This window comes from Curtobacterium sp. MCBD17_030 (genome assembly GCF_003224255.1).
Lineage (GTDB): Bacteria > Actinomycetota > Actinomycetes > Actinomycetales > Microbacteriaceae > Curtobacterium.
In genome coordinates this window covers 226,077-243,371 of the sequence record NZ_QKLI01000001.1, presented here as the reverse complement: position 1 = coordinate 243,371, position 17,295 = coordinate 226,077, and the positions used below count along the sequence as shown (strand labels likewise).

16 protein-coding genes are annotated in these 17,295 nt (G+C 71.0%); 2 read left to right on the top strand and 14 right to left on the bottom strand.

The genetic code is table 11. From position 1 onward, the window contains the following. Positions 1–43: 43 nt before the first annotated feature. The 12 genes from nusB to DEI89_RS01040 form a co-directional block, all read right to left on the bottom strand. Positions 44–496 carry a transcription antitermination factor NusB gene (gene nusB / locus DEI89_RS01095; RefSeq protein ID WP_110902183.1) on the bottom strand — a complete coding sequence of 151 codons (453 nt, stop codon included), beginning with the start codon at positions 494–496 and terminating at the stop codon, positions 44–46. Between the two features lie 11 nt (positions 497–507). Beyond that, positions 508–1,068, bottom strand: coding sequence for an elongation factor P (gene efp, locus DEI89_RS01090; RefSeq protein ID WP_110902182.1), 561 nt, complete (start codon positions 1,066–1,068; stop codon positions 508–510). Between the two features lie 70 nt (positions 1,069–1,138). Then, positions 1,139–2,830, bottom strand: a complete 1,692-nt coding sequence (locus DEI89_RS01085) for an AarF/ABC1/UbiB kinase family protein (protein ID WP_110902181.1) — start codon at positions 2,828–2,830, stop codon at positions 1,139–1,141. A gap of 46 nt (positions 2,831–2,876) precedes the next feature. Continuing rightward, positions 2,877–3,974: a 3-dehydroquinate synthase gene (aroB, locus tag DEI89_RS01080; RefSeq protein ID WP_375334685.1), complete on the bottom strand. Its 1,098-nt coding sequence runs from the start codon at positions 3,972–3,974 to the stop codon at positions 2,877–2,879. Next, positions 3,971–4,492: a shikimate kinase gene (locus DEI89_RS01075; RefSeq protein WP_110902480.1), complete on the bottom strand. Its 522-nt coding sequence runs from the start codon at positions 4,490–4,492 to the stop codon at positions 3,971–3,973. The genes aroB and DEI89_RS01075 overlap by 4 nt, the downstream gene beginning before the upstream one ends. Before the next feature lie 71 nt (positions 4,493–4,563). Next, the gene (gene aroC / locus DEI89_RS01070) at positions 4,564–5,784 is read right to left on the bottom strand and encodes a chorismate synthase (RefSeq protein WP_110902180.1); all 1,221 of its coding nucleotides are present in this window, start codon (positions 5,782–5,784) and stop codon (positions 4,564–4,566) included. Positions 5,785–5,880: 96 nt separating this feature from the next. Further along, complete coding sequence (mltG, locus tag DEI89_RS01065; RefSeq protein ID WP_181421446.1) at positions 5,881–7,614, bottom strand: endolytic transglycosylase MltG; 1,734 nt, start codon at positions 7,612–7,614, stop codon at positions 5,881–5,883. A gap of 71 nt (positions 7,615–7,685) precedes the next feature. Next, complete coding sequence (gene ruvX / locus DEI89_RS01060; RefSeq protein ID WP_110902178.1) at positions 7,686–8,135, bottom strand: Holliday junction resolvase RuvX; 450 nt, start codon at positions 8,133–8,135, stop codon at positions 7,686–7,688. Positions 8,136–8,137: 2 nt separating this feature from the next. Then, positions 8,138–10,795 (bottom strand): alanine--tRNA ligase, encoded by a 2,658-nt coding sequence (gene alaS / locus DEI89_RS01055; RefSeq protein WP_110902177.1) that lies wholly within the window; start codon positions 10,793–10,795, stop codon positions 8,138–8,140. 97 nt (positions 10,796–10,892) lie between these two features. After that, complete coding sequence (locus DEI89_RS01050; protein ID WP_110902176.1) at positions 10,893–11,084, bottom strand: hypothetical protein; 192 nt, start codon at positions 11,082–11,084, stop codon at positions 10,893–10,895. Positions 11,085–11,198: 114 nt separating this feature from the next. Beyond that, complete coding sequence (rpsD, locus tag DEI89_RS01045; RefSeq protein WP_110902175.1) at positions 11,199–11,828, bottom strand: 30S ribosomal protein S4; 630 nt, start codon at positions 11,826–11,828, stop codon at positions 11,199–11,201. Positions 11,829–12,103: 275 nt separating this feature from the next. Continuing rightward, positions 12,104–13,486: a replication-associated recombination protein A gene (locus tag DEI89_RS01040; protein ID WP_375537605.1), complete on the bottom strand. Its 1,383-nt coding sequence runs from the start codon at positions 13,484–13,486 to the stop codon at positions 12,104–12,106. Positions 13,487–13,576: 90 nt separating this feature from the next. On the opposite strand from DEI89_RS01040, the gene DEI89_RS01035 reads away from it, so the two are divergent. Next, positions 13,577–14,386, top strand: coding sequence for a peptidylprolyl isomerase (locus DEI89_RS01035; RefSeq protein ID WP_110902479.1), 810 nt, complete (start codon positions 13,577–13,579; stop codon positions 14,384–14,386). Positions 14,387–14,499: 113 nt separating this feature from the next. Beyond that, positions 14,500–15,732: a DUF349 domain-containing protein gene (locus DEI89_RS01030; protein WP_110902173.1), complete on the top strand. Its 1,233-nt coding sequence runs from the start codon at positions 14,500–14,502 to the stop codon at positions 15,730–15,732. A gap of 98 nt (positions 15,733–15,830) precedes the next feature. Here DEI89_RS01030 and DEI89_RS01025 read toward each other — a convergent pair whose 3' ends face one another. Both DEI89_RS01025 and DEI89_RS01020 read right to left on the bottom strand, forming a co-directional pair. After that, a complete protein-coding gene (locus tag DEI89_RS01025) occupies positions 15,831–16,793 on the bottom strand; it encodes a bifunctional riboflavin kinase/FAD synthetase (RefSeq protein ID WP_110902172.1) in 963 nt (320 codons plus the stop codon). Positions 16,794–16,810: 17 nt separating this feature from the next. After that, positions 16,811–17,275 carry a hypothetical protein gene (locus DEI89_RS01020; RefSeq protein ID WP_110902171.1) on the bottom strand — a complete coding sequence of 155 codons (465 nt, stop codon included), beginning with the start codon at positions 17,273–17,275 and terminating at the stop codon, positions 16,811–16,813. Between the last annotated feature and the right edge of the window lie 20 nt (positions 17,276–17,295).

The following is a 17,295-nucleotide window of genomic DNA, read 5'->3' as shown; positions in this document are numbered from 1 at the left end:
CCCGTCTCTCTGGACGGCTTCAAGGATGCTGACGGCTTCGAGCCTAGCGGGACTCCTGGTCCTCCGCGACAGTCCGACCGGACGGTCCGCGGCCGCTCGCGACGGCGCCGAGGACACCGTTCACGAAGCCGGCCGAGTCGTCCGTGGAGAGCGACTGCGCGAGCTCGACGGCTTCGGCGATCGCGACCGCGTCGGGGACCTCCGGGTTGAACCGCAGCTCCCAGACCCCCATGCGCAGGATGCAGCGGTCGAGCACCGGCATGCGGGCGATCGACCAGCCCTGCGCGTGGTCGGCGATCACGCCGTCGATCTCGTACCGGGCTTCGTCGATGCCCGTGACGATCTGCCGCGCGTAGTCCCAGCTGGAGGCACGCTCCGGCTGGTCGAGGTGGCGGACCGTCTCGGTCGCCAGGACGTCCGCGATCGGCAGCTCGCGCACCTCGGCCACGTAGAGCATGTCGAGGGCGCGCTTCCGCGCCTTGGAACGAGCACTCATCCGGTCAGCGCCTAGTCGTTGACGCGGCCGAGGTAGTTGCCGTCACGCGTGTCGACCTTGACCTTCGTGCCGCTCTCGAGGAACAGCGGGACCTGGATCTGGTAGCCCGTGACGATCGTCGCCGGCTTGGTGCCGCCGGAGGAGCGGTCACCCTGCAGGCCCGGCTCGGTCTCGATCGTGGTGACGATCGAGGTCGGGAGCTCGACGTAGAGCGGGTTGCCCTCGTTCATCGCGATGGTGACCTGCGCGGACTCGAGCAGGAAGTTGCGCGCGTCACCGACGACGGCCGCCGGGACGTTGACCTGGTCGTAGGTGTCCTGGTCCATGAAGACGTACGAGTCGCCGTCCTCGTAGAGGTACTGGAAGTCGCGACGGTCCACCACGGCGGTCTCGATCTTCGCGCCGGCGTTGAAGGTGCGGTCGACGACCTTGCCGGAGACGACCTGCTTGAGCTTGGTGCGCACGAAGGCGCCGCCCTTGCCCGGCTTCACGTGCTGGAACTCGACGACCGACCAGAGCTGCCCGTCGATGATGAGAACGGCGCCGTTCTTGATGTCAGTGGTACTCGCCATTGGTCTTCCGTTCGATGGTGTTGTGAAGGAGTCCGGGCTCGTGGAGCCCCGGACGAGTGTAGCGGACGGGCTACTGCCGTCGGCGCGCGAGCCAGGCGTCGATCGCTGCCCAGGCGAGCAGGACGACGCAGGTGCCGCCGAGCAGGGCGCCGGCCACGAGCGTGCTGATCACCGCGGTCGGTCGCGCGGGCGTCGCCAGGTACACCACGGCCAGGAGGCCCGACCCGGCTCCCAGGAGCACGAGCAGCACCCGACGGATCATGCCCGACACCGTCTGCCTGTCCCGTCGATCGCTGAGCAGGCGGATGTTCACCGACAGGCGGCCGGCCTCGACCGCCTCGGTGATCTTGTCGATGCGTCGTGGGAGCCGACGTGCCGAGGTGACGAGGCCGAACAGTTCGCGCACCAGCACGTTCCGGATCGCGGCCGGACGGAGCTGGTCGCGGATCTGCTCCGCAGCCAGGCCGCGCGACTCCTCGAGCAGGTCGAACGACGGGGTCAGCGTGCGGAGCGTGCCCTCGAAGATCGCCAGGGCCCGGGCCGCCGCCACGAAGTCCGCCGGCGCACGGAGCCGGTACCGCCCGAACACCGCGACGGCGTCGTCGACCGTCTCGACCCCGATCCGTGCGCCCGGACCGAGCTCCTCCGCGACGAAACGGGCCATGTCCCGACGGAAGTCGGACTCGTCCTCGGCGTTGCGGACCGGGGCCATCCGGAGCACCGCGTCGGCGATGCGCGAGGTGTCGTCCTGCAGGTAGGCGGCGAGGAGTTCCTGGACCGTGTCCCGGAGACCCGGGTCGAGCCTCCCGACCGAGCCGAAGTCGATGAGGGCGGGCCGACCGTCGGGTAGCACCAGGACGTTCCCCGGGTGCAGGTCCGCGTGGTAGACCCCGTCGAAGACGACCTGGCGCAGGAACGACCGCAGGATCGCCCGCATCGGCTCGTCGAGGTCACGGTCGGAGCGCTCTGCTCGGATGGCGCTGAGCGTGTCCCCCTCGAGGAACTCCATCACGAGCACGCGACGGCTCGACAGGTCGCGGTACGGCTCCGGGAACCGGACCTCGTCGGGTCGGGCGCTGCGGGCCTGGGCGGCGCGGAGGGACTCGAGGTTGCGGAGCTCGGCCGAGAAGTCCACCTGGCGGATCAGGTCCGCACCGTACTGCTCGGCGACCTGCACCACCCCGAGCTGACGAGCCTGGGCGGAGGTCCGGGTGAGGAACCGCACGACGCGGAGCGCGATGTCGACGTCCCGCCGGACGGCTGCGTCGATGCCGGGGCGCTGGACCTTCACGGCCACCGCGGTGCCGTCGGTGAGCCGGGCGCGGTGCACCTGCGCGATCGAGGCCGCGGCGACCGGTTCCGAGTCGAACGACGCGAACACCTCGGACACCGGCGCGCCGAGTTCGGCCTCGAGCAACGCCGCGACCTCGACCGGGTCCGCGGGACGGACGCCCCGCTGCAGGTGCGCGAGACCCTCGGTCCACTCCTCGGGCAGCAGGTCGTCGCGGGTCGACAGGAGCTGGCCCATCTTCACGAAACCGCCGCCCGCTTCCTCGAGTGCCCGGCGCAGGTGGTCCGCCTGGTCACGGCGCAGGTCGGCGGTGGCCGGGTCCCGGGAGAAGTCCAACCGACGGAACGGCAGCAGCGCGTGCCGACGGGCGATCCCGAGCACCTCGGTGAAACGGCGGCCGCGGCTGCGGAGACCCGAGGGCTCCTGGCGCTGCTGGGTGGAGAAGTCGCTGAGGCGGGGCGGGTTCGGCACGCCGTCAGTCTGCTCCGCGGGCCTGGGGCCGACCGGGGTACAGCTCTTAGGCACCCACCTCTTGGTAGGCGGTGAAGAGCAGGTGGTCCTCCGGTCCCTCGAGCGTCACCGGCTTGCCGACGGCATCGAGGATGATGAACCGGAGCATGCCGGCGCGGGCCTTCTTGTCGCGGCGCATCGTCGCCAGGAGGCTCTGCCACCGGCCGAGCGGGTAGGTCGTCGGGAGCGACAGCGAATCCAGGATCGAGCGGTGCCGGTCGACCGTGGCGTCGTCCAGGTGCCCGGTGAGGCGTGCCAGCTCGGCGGCGAACACCATGCCGACCGCCACCGCTGCACCGTGTCGCCACTGGTACCGCTCGGCGTGCTCGATGGCGTGGCCGAGGGTGTGCCCGTAGTTGAGCACCTCGCGGCGGCCCTGCTCGGTGAAGTCCTCGGACACGACCTGGGCCTTCAGCTCGATCGCGAGTTCGACCACGCGGCGGAACTCCGGCGTCGTCGGGTCGGTCACGCGGTCGACGTCCGCCTCGATCACGTCGAGGATCTCCGGCACGGCGATGAACCCGGCCTTCACGATCTCGGCGAAGCCCGCCAGGATCTCGTTCCGTGGCAGGGTGCGGAGCAGGTCCAGGTCACCGACCACGGCGCGCGGGGCGGCGAAGGCCCCGACCAGGTTCTTGCCCTCGTTCGTGTTGATGCCGGTCTTGCCACCGACGCTCGCGTCGACCAGCCCGAGGACCGTCGTCGGCATCGACAGGTACGGCACACCGCGCAGCCAGGTGGCGGCGACGAAGCCGGCGAGGTCGGTGACGGCACCGCCGCCGAGGCCGATCACGGCGTCGGTGCGGGTGAAGTCCGACTGCCCCATGACCTGCCAGCAGAACGAGGCGACCTCGATCCGCTTCGCGGCCTCGGCGTCGGGCACCTCGGCGATGAGGGCCTCGAGCCCCGCGCCGACGAGCAGCTGACGGAGGTCCTCGGCGCGGGCACCCAGGGTCGGGGCGTGCACGATGAGGACCTTCGCCACTCGCGGACCGAGCAGGGCGGGGACCGACGCGAGCAGGCCGTTGCCGACCGCGACGACGTAGCCGTCCTGGCCGCCGACGCGGATCTCGGTGGTGCCCTCGGGCAGGGTCGACTCGGTCACGGTGCTCCTTCGTCGGAGGTGGGGGGAGGTGGGGTGTGGGTGCCGGCGGGTGCGCTGTCGCGGACCCAGGTGACGACGTCGTCGGCGACCCGGGACATGGGTCGGCGCGAGGTGTCGAACACCACGTGGGCGAGCTCGGCGTACGTCGCCGCCCGCTCGTCCAGGATCGCCTGCCAGGCGTCGATGCCACCCGAGGCGATGAGCGGGCGGTCACTACCGGCGATCCGCGCGGCGACCGCCTCGGCCGTGACGGTGAGGAGCACGACGTGCGCGCCCGCCATCGCGGCGCGGGTCTCCGGGTGCATGACCGCTCCCCCGCCGACCGAGACGACGCCGCCGATCTGCATGGCGCGACGGACCGCCGCGGCCTCGAGTTCCCGGAAGGCCGGCTCGCCGCGTTCGGCGAAGAGCTGCGGGATCGGACCGTGTTCGCGTGCGATCACCCGGTCGGTGTCGGTGAACGGCACGCCCAGGGCCTTCGCGACCCGGCGCCCGACGCTCGACTTGCCGGCACCCATCGGCCCGATGACGACGACGGGCGGGACCGCGGCCCCGGCCTGGACTGCCCCGGGCGGGACGTCGGCCCCGGTCACCAGGCGGGGGTCTGCGCGGACGACTCGGTGCGACGCGTCCGGAGCGTGTCCGGGATCGCGGCGAGGTAGCCCTCGAGGTTGCGCTTGGTCTCGGCGACGCTGTCCCCACCGAACTTCTCGAGCACGGCGTCGGCGAGCACGAGTGCCACCATCGCCTCTGCCACGACCCCGGATGCCGGCACCGCGCAGACGTCCGAGCGCTGGTGGTGTGCGGCCGCGTCCTCGCCGGTGGCGACGTCGATGGTCTGCAGGGCGTGCGGCACGGTGGCGATCGGCTTCATCGCGGCACGGACGCGGAGCACGGTGCCCGTGGACATGCCGCCCTCGGTCCCGCCGGCGCGGTCGGTCCTCCGGACGATCTCGCCGTCCTCGCGCTGGAGTTCGTCGTGGGCGGCTGAGCCACGTCGGGCCGCGGTCGCGAAGCCGTCCCCGACCTCGACGCCCTTGATCGCCTGGATCCCCATGATCGCCGCCGCCAGTCGGGCGTCGAGACGACGGTCCCACTGCACGTGCGAGCCGAGCCCCGGTGGGACGCCGTAGAACAGGACCTCGACGACGCCGCCCAGGGTGTCGCCGTCCTTCTTGGCCGCCTCGACCTCGGTCACCATGCGCTCGGAGGTCGCGGGGTCGAAGCAGCGCAGCTGGTCGTCGTCGAGGCGGTCGACGTCCTCGGGCACGGGCAGTGCGGCGTCGTCCGGCACCCGGACGGTCCCGACCTGCAGGGTGTGCGCCACCGAGGTCATGCCGAGTTCGGCGAGGAAGGACTTCGCGACGGCGCCGAGGGCGACCCGCGCGGCGGTCTCACGGGCGGACGCGCGCTCGAGGATCGGCCGGGCCTCGTCGAAGCCGTACTTCTGCATGCCGACCAGGTCGGCGTGCCCGGGCCGCGGACGGGTCAACGGTGCACCTCGGCCACGCGACGCGTCGGTCTGCTCGACGGGCTCGGGGTTCATCACCTCGACCCACTTCGGCCACTCGGTGTTCCCGATGCGGATCGCGATGGGGCTGCCCATCGAGAGGCCGTGTCGGACGCCGCCGGACAGGTGGAGCTCGTCCTGCTCGAACTTCATGCGCGAGCCACGCCCGTAGCCGAGCTTGCGGCGCGCGAGGTCGGCGCGGATGGACTCGTACGACACCGGGACGCCGGCCGGGAGGCCTTCCATCATGGCGATCAGTTCGGGTCCGTGGGACTCACCAGCGGTCAACCAACGAAGCATGACGACATCCTCCCACAGCGACGGGCGGCGGCCGGTGTACCGCGAGGTGCACCGACCGCCGCCCGTCGCGCGAGGTCCTGCTGGTGGTCCGACCGACTACTGGTAGGCGGGGTGGGCGCGCAGCCAGGCCTGGAAACGCTGCACGGCCTGCTCGTGCTGCGCGAGCGTGTCCGAGAACACGGTCTCACCGCTCTCGAGGTCGACCGTCACGAAGTAGTGCCAGTTGCCGGTCGCCATCTTCGTCACCGCGTTGATGGCGAGGTCGCCCGGGTTGGAGATCGGTGCGGGCGGCAGCCCCTCGTGCTGGTAGGTGTTGTACGGGTTGGACCGGTCCGCACGTTCGGCGTCCGTCGTCGTCACACGGTGCGTGTTGCCCGTGCCGTACGCCACCGTCGCGTCGGACTGCAGGAGCATGCCGTCGTCGAGTCGGTTCTGGAAGACCCGCGCGACCTTCGGGTAGTCGGCTGCGAGGCCGGCTTCCTTCTGCACGAGCGACGCGAAGACGACGACGCGCTCCTGATCTGCGGCGGCGACACCGGCGGTCTCCAGGTGCTGCTTCATGGTGTCGACCATGGTCTGGAAGTACTGCTTCGCCGTCCACTTCGGGTTGATCGGGTAGGTGGCGGGGAACAGCCAGCCCTCGAGCGTGGTGACACCCGACGGCAGGCCGTACGCGGAGACGTCCTCGGCTGCAGCCTCGACGTCGGCCTTGCTCAGCCCGGCCTTCGAGACCATGCCGGCCTCGATGTCCTGCAGCGCCGTGCCCTCGGGGATCACGATCGACGGGTCCTCGACCCGGTTGGCCTTGTCCTGCAGAGCCGTCAGCGCGGCCTTCGAGCTCATCTTCTTCTTCAGCGAGTACGAGCCGGGCTGGAACTGCACGTTCGGCGACGAGAGCAGGAGCTGGTAGAAGACCTTCGAGGTCTTCACCACACCGCTCCGCTGCAGCGTCGCGGCGACGTCCTCACCGATGTCGCCGTCCTTGATCGTGATCGTCACCTTCGAGGTGCCGTCGCCGGTGTAGTCGTCGCTCTCCTGCGACCCCGAGATCGCGCTGGCGATGGCCTGGATCTTCGGTGCCGCGAAGTTGTAGGCGACCGCACCGCCAGCGACCACGATCGCCACGATGACGATCCCGGCGATGAGGGGCCCCTTGCGTCGCGGCGGACGCTCGTCGCGCGGCGGCCGGGAGACTCCCCCACGTCCGCCACGTCGCCCGCCACCGTCGCCACCACGGCCACTTTCGCCGCCGGTGCCACCGGCACCACTCGTGCTCGCCAGGGCGTCGCCGTCCACGGGGTCGCCGTCCGGGTCGTCGCCGACCCGCCCAGTGCCGTCCGGGAGAGGCGATCCGACGTCGACCCCCTGCCAGGTGCCGCGTCGTCGGGGCTGCTGCCCGTGGTCCTCGTCGACGCCGTCGGCCGGGCCTCCGTCGGCCGGGCTTCCGTCGGCCGGTGCCGCGGTGCCGGGCACCGGACCGCTGTGCAGCGAGCCACCGAGGAGGGCGTGCACGTCGGGGTGGACGTCGTCACCTGCGGGAGCGGCGCCGACGCCGGGACGGGGGGCGGGCCTCCCGGCAGCGTCGGGACGCTGGTCGCCGTCGTCGTCGGGTCGGTACGCGGTCGGATCGACGGCATCGTCGGCCGATGCCGATGCCGATGCAGCTGCTGCGGCTCGTGCACGCGCAGCACGGGCTTCCCGACGCGACAGCGGCGGGTCGTCCGTGGGCGTCTCGGTGGGTCCCTCGCCTCGGCGGGTCCCCGTGCGGTCACGGCGTCCGGCGTCGCTGCCGGTCGCGATGATCGCGTTCCAGTCCAGATCGTCTGCCAACGGTCCTCGGTCTCTCGGTCGGGAACCCCGCGCGGCTCCGGTCCGCTGGGGCGGGTCCGGGAGGGCAGCTGTCAGGGGAGTTCGGCCCCGGGTGGGGCGCCGGCTGCGCGCTCGTGGTCGAGCGCATGTTGCAGAATGATAACAGCGGCCGCTTGGTCGATCACGGCCCGCGACTTCTTCGTGTTCTTCCCCGCCTGGTGGAGCCCGCGCTGCGCTGTGACCGTCGAGAGTCGCTCGTCGACGAGCCGGACCGGCCGGTGCGCCGCGATCCGGGCGGCGAAGTCCCGGGCGTCGGTCGTGGAGGGGGTGTCCCCACCGGACATCGAGAGCGGGAGTCCGACGACGATCTCGAGGACGTCGTACTCCTCCGCGATCGCCAGGATCCGCCGGAGGTCGGCCGAGTCGTCCCGACGGACGGTCTCGACCGGGGTGGCGAGGAGCCCGTCGCGGTCACACACCGCCACCCCGATCCGGGCGCGGCCGACGTCGATGCCGAGCCGGCGCCCGGAGCGGACCGTCACCGTCAGGCCGCGATGCGGTCGGACACGGCGCGGAGGGCCGCGGGAAGCGCCGACGCGTCGGTGCCACCGCCCTGCGCGAGGTCCGGCTTGCCGCCGCCACCACCGCCGAGGACACCGGCGGCCTCCTTGGCGAGCGGCCCCGCCTGGACACCGGCGGAACGGGCGGCGTCGTTGGTCGCGACGATGACGACCGGCTTGCCGCCGATGACGGCACCGAGCACGACCACGGCGGCGTCGGAGCCGATCTGACCCCGGACACCGGTGGCGAGGGCACGGAGGTCGTCGCCGGAGGAGAGCCCGTCGACCACCTGGGCGACGAGCGCCACGGCACCCACGCGCTCGGCGGTCCGGGCGATCGCCGGCACGCGCTGCTGCAGGTTCGCCGACTCGAACTCGGCGATGCGCTTCTGGGCCGTCTTCAGGTCCTCGAGCAGCGACTGCACACGGCCCGGGAGGTCGTCACGCGGCGCCTTGAGTGCGCTCGAGAGCTGGGACACGATGGTCCGCTCGACGGCGAGCTCGCGGAAGCCCTCGAGGCCGACGAGGGCCTCGACACGGCGGTTGGTCGACCCGACGCTGGACTCGCCGACGAGGTTGACGAGGCCGACCTGGGAGCTGGAGGCCACGTGGATGCCACCGCAGAGTTCCCGGGACCACGGGCCGCCGATGTCGACCATGCGGACCTCGGCGCCGTACTTCTCGCCGAACAGCGCCTGGGCCCCGAGGGCCTTGGCGTCGTCGATGGGCAGGATGCGCGTGGAGACCTCGAGGTCGGAGCGGATCGCGGTGTTCACGACCTCCTCGATCTCGGAGCGGGTCTCGAGCGACACCGGCTGGCTCCACGAGAAGTCGAGGCGCATGTAGCCGGCCTTGTTGTACGAGCCGGCCTGCAGTGCCTCCGGGCCGAGGACGTCGCGGAGCGCCGCGTTCACCAGGTGCGTGGCCGAGTGGGCCTGGGTCGCACCACGGCGGTACTCGGCGTCGACCAGGGTCGTCGCCGGGTCACCGACACCGACCTCGCCGGAGCGCACCTGGACGGTGTGGCTCCAGAGGCCGGACACCGGGCGCTGCACGTCGAGCACCTCGAGGTCGAAGCCGTTGCCGACGATCGCCCCCTGGTCAGCGTCCTGGCCACCGGACTCGGCGTAGAGAGAGGTCTCGCCGAGGATGACCTCGGCGATGTCGCCGACGACCGCACGGTCGACGCTCCGGCCGTCGACGATCAGACCGAGGATCCGGCTCTCGGCCTGCAGGGCGTCGTAGCCGAGGAAGACGGTCTCCCCCGCGGCACGGAACGCGCTGTAGACGCTGAGGTCGGCGAGGGCGGTCTTCTTGCTCTTCGCATCGGCCTTGGCACGCGAGCGCTGCTCGGACATCAGCGTCTCGAACGCGGAACGGTCGACGTGGACGCCCGCCTCCTCGGCCATCTCCATGGTCAGGTCGATCGGGAAGCCGAACGTGTCGTGCAGCAGGAAGGCGGTGTCCCCGCCGATCGACGGACGGCCGTCCTGCTTGGCGCGGTCGACGGCGACGTCGAGGATCGTCGTGCCCTGCGCGAGCGTGCGGAGGAACGTCTCCTCTTCCGCGTAGGCGATCCGGGCGATGCGGTCGTACTGCTCGCCGACCTCGGGGTAGGCGTCGCGCATGGCGTCGCGCGACGCCGGGAACAGCTGGGGGAAGGTCGCACCCTCGACCCCGAGCAGCCGCATCGCGCGCACGGTGCGACGGAGCAGGCGACGGAGGATGTAGCCACGACCCTCGTTGGACGGCGAAACACCGTCGGTGATGAGCATGAGCGCCGAACGGACGTGGTCCGCGATGACGCGCATCCGGACGTCGTCCTCGTGGTCGGCGCCGTAGCGACGGCCCGAGACCTCGGCGGCCTTGTCGAGGACCGGGCGGACCTGGTCGATCTCGTACATGTTGTCGACGCCCTGCTTGATGAAGGCGACGCGCTCGAGCCCCATGCCGGTGTCGATGTTCTTGTTCGGCAGCTCGCCGGTGATCTCGAAGTCGTACTTCGACCGCACGTCGGCGATCTGGTACTGCATGAACACCAGGTTCCAGATCTCGACGTAGCGGTCGTCGTCGGTCGCGGGACCGCCGTCGACGCCGTACGCCGGGCCACGGTCGAAGAAGATCTCCGAGCAGGGGCCGGCCGGACCAGGCTGCCCCGTCGACCAGTAGTTCGTGTCCTTGCCGAGGCGCTGGATGCGGTCGTCCGGCAGCGTCGAGTGCCGCTTCCAGAACTCGATCGCCTCGTCGTCCTCTTCGTAGACGGTGACCCAGAGGTCGTCCGCCGAGAAGCCGAGCCCGCCGTCGGACTCCGGGTCGGTCAGGAACTCCCAGGCGTACTGGATCGCCTGCTCCTTGAAGTAGTCGCCGAACGAGAAGTTGCCGTTCATCTGGAAGAACGTGCCGTGCCGCGGGGTCTTGCCGACCTCTTCGATGTCGTTGGTGCGGATGCACTTCTGGACGCTCGTGGCGCGGGGGTACGGCGCCGGGATGAGCCCGGTCAGGTACGGGATGAACGGCACCATGCCGGCCACCGTGAACAGCAGCGACGGGTCGTCCGAGACGAGCGACGCGGACGGGACGACGGTGTGGCCGCGGTCACCGAAGAACTGGAGCCAACGACGGCGGATCTCTGCGGTCTGCATGGTGCTTCCTGTAGGGCATGTGGCGGGGACGGGAGGCTCGGAGCGAGTCAGGTGGGACGGTGCGGCAGGCGGACCCAGCGTCCGGAACGGGGCTGCGTCAGTCCGTGTGGGCGGTCGGGCGCAGCTCGGCTCCGCGTAAGCGGTACCCCTCCGCCACCGCGCCCGTGAAGGCCTTCGCGCGGGCGTCGACCTGGGCGAGGAGGTGTGCGGCGGACGGCGTCCGGCTGACGCGCTGCGCGGCGACGAAACCGATCACCACGCCGACGGCGACGAAGAACAGCTGCTTCACGATGCCTCCCTCTCGGGCACGCCGGGGCGTGCGTCCGACAAGCGTAGCGCGGGCACGAAGAACGGCGGGCCGCCCTCCGAGGAGGACGACCCGCCGTTCACACAGGCGCTGGGATCAGCGGGCTGCGTAGTACTCGACGACGAGCTGCACTTCGCAGGTCACGGGGACCTCGGCGCGCTTCGGGCGACGGACCAGGCGGGCCTGGAGCTTGTCGATCTCGACCTCGAGGTAGCCCGGGACCTTCGGGAGGACTTCCTGGTGGCCACCGGCAGCGGCGACCTGGAAGGGCTCGAGCGACTCGGAGCGCTGCTTGACGTGGATCAGCTGGCCCTCCTTGACGCGGAAGGAGGGGCGGTCGACGAGCTTGCCGTCGACCAGGATGTGGCGGTGCACGATCAGCTGGCGGGCCTGCGAGGTCGTGCGGGCGAAGCCGGCGCGGAGCACGAGGGCGTCCAGACGCGTCTCGAGGGTCTCGACGAGGTTCTCACCGGTCAGACCGGCCGCCTTGCGGGACTCTTCGAAGACGATGCGGAGCTGCTTCTCGCGGATGCCGTACTGGGCGCGCAGACGCTGCTTCTCACGGAGGCGCACCGCGTAGTCGCTGTCCTGACGACGGCGGGTACGACCGTGCTCACCGGGGCCGTAGGGGCGCTTCTCGAGGTAACGGGCCGCCTTCGGCGTCAGCGGGATGCCGAGCGCGCGAGACAGGCGGGTCTTGCTGCGGGTGCGTGACTTGGTAGACACAGGGTCCTTTTCTCTGTACTGAACTGAAGGTGTCACGGGTCTCGGAGCGCGCACGCGCCGACGGACCCCGTGACGGGATCCAGAGGGATGAGCCTGTGGGATCGGGCGGCTACAGCCCGAACCTCTGCCCCCGTGCCGGTCAGGTCCGTTCAGGACGTGTCCGACACTGTGTCCTCGACGCAGCCGCACGCGAGGACCAGGACGTAGGCCCGTCAACGATAGCAGCATCCGGTCCCGATGTGGCCCTCACGGCGCCCGCGCGTCGCGCCCGGGGGTCAGTCGCCGCGGATGATCCCGCGGAGTCGGTCGAGCCGCGGGCCGATCTCGCGCTCGAAGCCGTTGCCGGTCGGGGTGTAGTACTCCGTGCCGTCCAGCGCGTCGGGCAGGTACTGCTGCGTCGCGACCCCGTGCTCGGCGTCGTGCGAGTAGATGTACCCCTTGCCGTGCCCGAGCCGCTTCGCGCCGGCGTAGTGCGCGTCGCGGAGGTGGTTCGGCACGACGCCCATCCGGCCGGCCTTGACGTCGGCGACGGCCTGGTTGACGCCGTTGTACGCCGCGTTCGACTTCGGCGCGGTCGCCAGGTAGACGACGGCCTCGGCGAGCGGGATCCGACCCTCGGGCATGCCGATCAACTGCACGGCCTGCGCGGCGGCGACGGCGATCGGCAACGCCTGCGGGTCCGCCATGCCGATGTCCTCGGACGCCGAGATGATGATCCGTCGGGCGATGAACCGAGGGTCCTCACCGGCCTCGATCATCCGCGCCAGGTAGTGCAGCGCCGCGTCGACGTCACTCCCCCGCACCGACTTGATGAAGGCGCTGATCACGTCGTAGTGCTCGTCGCCCTGTCGGTCGTACCGGAGGAGTGCGCGGTCCACCGCCGCGGCGACCGTGTCGGCGTCGACGACCGGAGCGGTGCCGGCCGCACGCTCGTCGTCGTCCTGGGCCGCCACGGCGGACGCCGCCGCTGCCTCGAGCGCGGTGAGGGCCCGGCGGGCGTCACCGGAGGCCAGACGGACGATCGCAGCCCGCGCTTCGTCGCCGAGGACCACCGCACCACGCAGGCCCCTGGCGTCCTCGACCGCGCGGTCGACCAGCATGCCGAGGTCGGCGTCGGTCAGCGGCTTGAGCGTGAGGAGCAGCGAGCGCGAGAGCAGCGGCGAGATGACCGAGAAGGACGGGTTCTCGGTGGTCGCGGCGATGAGGATCACCCAGCCGTTCTCGACCCCGGGCAGCAGGGCGTCCTGCTGCGCCTTGCTGAACCGGTGGATCTCGTCGAGGAACAGGACCGTCGTCGCCCCGTAGAGGTCCCGGTGCGTCAGGGCCTTCTCCATGACCTCCCGCACGTCCTTGACACCGGCGGTCACCGCGGACAGCTCCACGAACTCGCGGCCGGACTGCCGGGCGATCGCCTGCGCCAGGGTCGTCTTGCCGGTGCCGGGCGGTCCCCACAGGATCACCGAGACGCCGCCTGGGCTCTCCCGTGAGCCGGTCGCCAGCTGCACGAGCGGTGACCCGCGTCCGAGGAGGTGCTGCTGACCGGCCACCTCGTCGAGACTGGTCGGACGCATGCGGACGGCCAGCGGTACCGAACCCTGGGCCAACCCGGTCCGGCCACCCGTCGTGGGCGCGTTCATCCCCGACCGGTCAGTTGCCATGCGTCGATCGTAAGCGCCAGCACCGACGGGCCGGTGACGGGCGAACCGGTACGCTCGTCGGACACCGCGACGAGAGGTCAGAAGAGCACCGTGGCACCGAAGAACCAGAGCCGTGAAGCCCGCGAGCGTCTCCGTCTCTACCAGGCCAGACAGGGCCTCCACGAGCGTCAGCGTCGACGTCGTGTCCGTGACAACGTCATCGGGGCCGGTGCCCTCGTCCTCGTCGCCGCCCTCGCCACCGGGTCACAGCTGGTGCACGCGTCGACGCAGGATGACGACCGCGCCTCCGCTCCGGCCAGCGCGACCTCCACGGCCACCCCGACGCCTTCGGCCAGCGCGACCGCCGGCAACACCGGCGACGTGCCGAGCAAGCGCATCGCACAGGGCACGACGTGGACCGGCACGCTCACGCTGAACAAGGACATCCGCCTGGGCATCGAACTCGACGGGGCGAAGGCCCCGCAGGCCGCGAGCGTCGAGATCGACCTCATCCGCAAGCAGTTCTACGAGGGCACGAAGTGCCACCGCCTGGCCGACAGCACCGGCTTCCACTTCCTGCAGTGCGGATCGGCGAACGGCGACGGCACGGGCGACGCCGGGTTCCAGTACGGACCGCTCGAGAACGTGCCGAGCGACGGCACCTACGCGAAGGGCACGATCGCCATCGCCCGCGGCGCGACGCCCGCGTCCCAGACGACGCAGTTCTTCATCGTGACGGACGACACCACGCTCGACCCGTCGACGGGCGGCTACACGGTGGTCGGCAAGGTGACCAGCGGGCTGTCGGACCTCGTGTCGAAGGTGACGTCGAAGGGCATCGCCGACGCGGGTTCCGACGGGTCCGGTGAGCCCGAGGTCGCCACCGAGATCACCGGCGCGACCATCGCGGAGCAGAAGTAGTCCACAGCGAAAGCGCACACGCCCGTCGTACGGCGCGGCGGTGCAATAGGCTGACGACCTGACCGTGCCGACGGTGACGTCGGTGATGCACGACCACGATCGAGGCGAGACCTGTGGCATCTGACGAAGCAACGACCTGGGGCCGGGTTGACGAGAACGGGACGGTCTACGTCCGGTACGAGGACTCGGAGCGGGTCGTGGGTGAGTACCCCGACGCCTCCGCGGAAGAGGCGCTGGCCTACTTCGCCCGCAAGTACGCGGACCTCGAAGGCCAGGTGAAGATCGCGGAGCAGCGCGTCAAGGGCGGCGCGTCCGCCAACGACGTCGCCCGGACCGTCGAGCACCTGCGCAGCCTGGTGGCCGAAGCCCGCGTCGTCGGCGACATCAAGTCGCTCGAGGACCGCATCGGCGCCCTGACCGACCAGGTGGGCTCGCTCACCAAGGAGCAGGCCGCCCAGGCGCAGGCCGCCCTGACCGAGGCGCTGGCTCACCGCACCGCCCTGGTGGAAGAGGCCGAGGCACTCGCCGCGGTGGACCCCGCCCGTGCGCAGTGGAAGCAGGTGACCGCGCAGCTCGACGACGTGTTCGCCCGGTGGCAGCAGCACCAACACGACGGGCCCCGGATCCCGAAGAACGACGCGAACGACCTCTGGAAGCGGTTCCGCACCGCCCGCTCCACGGTCGACCAGCACCGTCGGGCCTTCTACTCGGAGCTCGACTCGCAGCACCGCGACGCCCGGGCACGCAAGCAGGAGCTGGTCCAGCAGGCCGAGGCGCTCGCTCCCCGCGGTTCCGACGCCATCCCGGCCTACCGGGAGCTGCTCGACGAGTGGAAGAACGCCGGCCGCGCCGGCAAACGCCACGACGACACGCTCTGGGCCCGTTTCAAGGCGGCCGGAGACGTCCTCTTCGAACAGCGCCACGCCGAGAACACGGCCGAGAACGAGGAGTACTCGGCCAACCTCGAGGCGAAGCTGGCACTCCTGACCGAGGCCGAGCCGATCCTGCAGATCAAGGACCGGATCGCCGCGCGCAAGGCCCTCACCGACGTGCAGCGCCGCTGGGACGAGATCGGACGGGTCCCCCGCGCCGACGTCCGTCGCGTCGAGGACCGCATCCGTGCGGTCGAGGACCACGTGCGCAGCCTCGAGGACAGCCACTGGAAGCAGTCCGACCCGGAGCGCAAGGCCCGTCAGACGGGTCTGGCCAGCCAGCTCGAGGACGCGATCGCCAAACTGCAGTCGGAGCTCGCCGACGCGCAGGCGACCGGCGACGCCCGCAAGATCAAGGACGCGCAGGAAGCGCTCGACGCCCGCAAGATCTGGCTCGACGCGCTCGGCGGCTGAGCACGAGCTGCACCCACGAACGCCCCGCGACCAGATCGGTCGCGGGGCGTTCGCGTTGCGCTCGAGTGGATCAGACGGAGCCGACCAGGCGCTGAGGGTCAGGCGGAGACGGGCATCCCGAGGAGCAGTCGGATGTCCAGATCGTCCTGTCGCATCTGGGCGGCGAGTTCGTCCATGCCGCGGAAGGCGACCATGCCCCGGACGTAGGCGACGAACAACACCGAGATCGTCTCGTCGTACAGGTCGAGGTCGACGTCGAGCAGGTGCGCCTCGATCTGCTTCGCCGGGACTCCCTCGAACGTCGGGTTGTTGCCGACCGACACCGCGGCCGGGTACGTCACACCGTCGTGCAGCACCCGGGCGGCGTACACGCCGTCAGCGGGCACGAAGCCCTCGCAGGCCGGCGCGAGGTTCGCCGTCGGGTACCCCATCGCCCGGCCGCGCTGGTTGCCGTGCACGACGACGCTCCGGACGGCGTGCTCACGACCGAGCAGACGAGCGGCCTCGGCGACCCGACCGACGGACAGGAGTTCGCGGATCCAGGTCGACGACACGCGGCGCTCCCCCACCGACCGGACGTCGTCGGCCAGGTCCACGTCGTCGATGAGCTCGACCTGGAAGCCGTGCCGTTCGCCGAGCTGTCGGAGCAGGGTGACGTCCCCGGCACCGCGGGCACCGAACCGGAAGTCGCTGCCGACGAAGACGAGCTTCGCGTGCAGGGTGTCGACGAGGATCTCGGACACGAACGCCTCGGCCGGCTTCGCCTGGAGCGCTGAGTCGAACCGCAGCAGCAGCGTCGTGTCGACACCGACCGCGTCGAGGAGTTCGCGCCGCTGGGCCGTGCTGGTCAGCGCCGGCGGCACACGCAGAGGGTCGATGACGTTGAGGGGGTGCTGGTCGAACGTGACCACCGTCGAGACGAGACCGCGGGCCCGTGCGGCGTCCTCGAGGTGGGCGATGACGGCGCGGTGGCCGACGTGGACACCGTCGAACTTGCCGATGGTGACCGCGCTCGGACCGAAGTCGTCGGGGACGTCGGCGACGTCGTCGTAGAAGTGCATGCGCAGGTCCTCCGTCCTCACTCTGCCGACGCCACGGACGCGGTGGCCCGGTGGTGCTTGCGGAGCCACCAGAGTCCGGCGATCGGCAGCACGAGCGGGGCGAAGGCGTAGCCGAGGCCGTAGTACGACCAGATCGTGTCGTCCGGGAACAGCTGCCGGTCGAGCAGCGAGAGCGTGCCGATCACGAGCACGCCGGTCATCTCGAAGACGATCGTCACGCAGGCGACCCGGTACCAGGCGCGGCCCGGCACGATGAGGGCGACCATGGCGACGATGTACACGACTGCGGCGATGGCGCTGAGCGTGTACGAGAACGGCGCGAAGGAGAACTTCTCCGCGATCTGCACGACGCTCCGGCCCGTCGCGGCCAGGGCGAGGATGCCGTAGACGGCGATCAGGACCCGTCCGACACCGCTCGCCAGGGTCGACGTGCGACGGCCCCGGGCCGGGCGGTCGGTTCCTGCGGGGGACTTGATCACCATTGCACCGATCCTACCGACCG